The organism is Aeromonas sp. HMWF014 (genome assembly GCF_963878295.1).
Taxonomy (GTDB): domain Bacteria; phylum Pseudomonadota; class Gammaproteobacteria; order Enterobacterales; family Aeromonadaceae; genus Aeromonas; species Aeromonas popoffii.
Map to the genome: position 1 here is coordinate 1 of NZ_CAWNYS010000581.1, position 2381 is coordinate 2381.

Genomic DNA, 2381 nt, shown 5'->3' on the forward strand with positions numbered 1-2381 from the left:
ATGGCCTACTTCAAGATTAGCCTTTCAACACGTAATTGGGACAGAGCCTATTTTTTTGCCTCGTTGCCAGCGCCCTATCTTTATTGTCCTGCAAAACGCCCTGCCCAAAGAGCCATCACTTATCAGCGGCACGCTTTTTACTCAGAACCACTTGAAACCCACTCAAAGTATCGCTAGGATACGCCACTTTTCCGCCGGCAGTGGATACAGGGAGGTGGAAACCCGGGTGATGGAGTCACCAACCGGCTTGCAATCCAACAAGGCAAGCACCCATGACGCAAACCGTTGACACACAACCCGACCAGACCCCTCTACCACCACCGAACGCCGAGCTCGGCGATAACGAATACGGCACGATCGTACGCCTCGACGTGGTCGATCTGGCGGCACCGGACGACGATTACTGATCACACCCTTAAAGGGATCCCCGGCACGCAATGGGATTGTGTGGCCACTGAGCCGTGAATTTCGCCACCCTTGCATCCTCCCGAGGGGCCAGAAAGAGCGGCTGATACAAATAACAATAAAATGCTATATATCTGAACATTACCAGTTGTATTCACTATTCATCACCCTCCCCTCCCCCTGCGTGTTGTCAGGCCAAGCTGATACAAACCTACGTTATTGCTCGTCACTTTGCCCTCGCTGATGGGGTAAATCCCATTCGCCTCCCATTCGCAACTCAAGTTTTAAACAAACGTTCACTAGCCAATGCTGGCAGGATCTGGATATTCACTGGGATCGAAGATCTCATTTCATACAACCGTTTTTTGAAAGCTTGGAGTTAGGTCGGGATTTGTTTTTGCATTTGTAATTTTATTACGTAATAAATTACATATCGAGCCTCATTATCCCCACTGGATCACACCACCATCAGGGGTCGGAAAACAAGCGCATAACCATCTGCATAGAGTTTTTGCGCTAATCACATAAAGCCATTAAAAACATACCCTTAACCACAACCCAAAAACGAGTGTTTTAAAAAACCGGTTGACGAGCAGAGCAATATTTCGCACCTTATAAATCGTGTCACCCCGTCGTTACGGGACGTTTGAAAGAACAGGGATCGACTTTGGTCGTAGTTAGTAAGTTCAAAATGTAATTTTCAAAGGAGTGAACCTTATGTCGGCACCGGCTCAGACCCACTGCAGCGCCCGCCTTCGCATCCAGGGCGAGATGCTGCCCGAATACGCGCAAATTCTGACGCCGGACGCGGTGGCTCTGGTCGCCGAACTGGTAGAACGTTTTGCTCCCCAAAGAGGGGAATTGCTGAAACAACGTGTGGCACGCCAGGCCCGCATCGATGGCGGCGAGCTGCCGGATTTCCTGCCCGAAACCGCCCACATCCGTGCCGGTGACTGGACCGTTCGCGGTATTCCCGCCGACCTGCAAGACAGACGGGTGGAGATCACGGGCCCGGTCGAGCGCAAGATGGTGATCAATGCCCTCAATGCCAACGTTAAAGTGTTCATGGCGGACTTTGAGGATTCGCTGGCCCCCGCCTGGAACAAGGTGATCGAGGGGCAAATCAACCTGCGCGATGCGGTCAACGGCACCGTTTCTTACACCAGCCCGGAAGGAAAGGCCTATACCCTGACCCCCAACCCGGCCGTGCTTATCTGCCGGGTTCGTGGCCTGCACCTACCGGAAAAACATGTCACCTTTGATGGCACTCCCATCCCGGGCGGCCTGTTCGACTTTGCCCTCTACTTCCTGCACAACTATCAGGCGCTGCTGGCCAAAGGGTCGGGCCCCTACTTCTATGTGCCCAAGCTGCAAAGCCATCTGGAAGGGCGCTGGTGGAGCGAAGTGTTCGCCTGGACCGAAGACAAGTTCGGTCTGCCCCGCGGTACCATCAAGGCCACCGTACTGATTGAAACCCTGCCCGCCGTATTCGAGATGGATGAACTGCTCTATCAGATGCAGGATCACATAGTCGCGCTCAACTGTGGCCGCTGGGACTACATCTTCAGCTATATCAAGACGCTCAAGAACCACCCGGATCGAGTACTGCCGGACAGGCAGGTGGTGACCATGGACAAACCCTTCCTCTGCGCCTACTCGCGCCTGCTGATCAAGACCTGTCACAAGCGCGGCGCGCTGGCCATGGGCGGCATGGCCGCCTTCATCCCGGCCAAAGATGCGGCCGTCAACGAGCAGGTGTTTGCCAGGGTCAAAGCCGACAAGGAGCGCGAAGCCAACAACGGCCATGATGGTACCTGGGTCGCCCACCCCGGCCTCGCCGACACTGCCATGGCGGTGTTCAATGCCACCATTGCGGCTGGCGCCAAGAACCAGATCGGCGTGCTACGCGAGCAAGATGCCCCCATCACAGCTGCCGACCTGCTGGCCCCCTGCGAGGGTGAGCGCACCGAGGCGGG

2 protein-coding genes are annotated in these 2381 nt (G+C 55.1%); both read left to right on the forward strand.

The genetic code is table 11. The features are described from left to right. Window positions 1-272 precede the first annotated feature (272 nt). Window positions 273-407 (forward strand): hypothetical protein, encoded by a 135-nt coding sequence (locus AAC083_RS22305; protein WP_258224831.1) that lies wholly within the window; start codon window positions 273-275, stop codon window positions 405-407. Between the two features lie 715 nt (window positions 408-1122). Next, window positions 1123-2381 (forward strand): malate synthase A (gene aceB / locus AAC083_RS22310; protein WP_108537745.1); only part of this gene is annotated, 1259 nt, incomplete at its 3' end.

Bases quoted from the DNA above. Each gene is read 5' to 3' on its own strand.
- AAC083_RS22305 (WP_258224831.1), top strand. From the start codon at position 273: ATGACGCAAACCGTTGACACACAACCCGACCAGACCCCTCTACCACCA.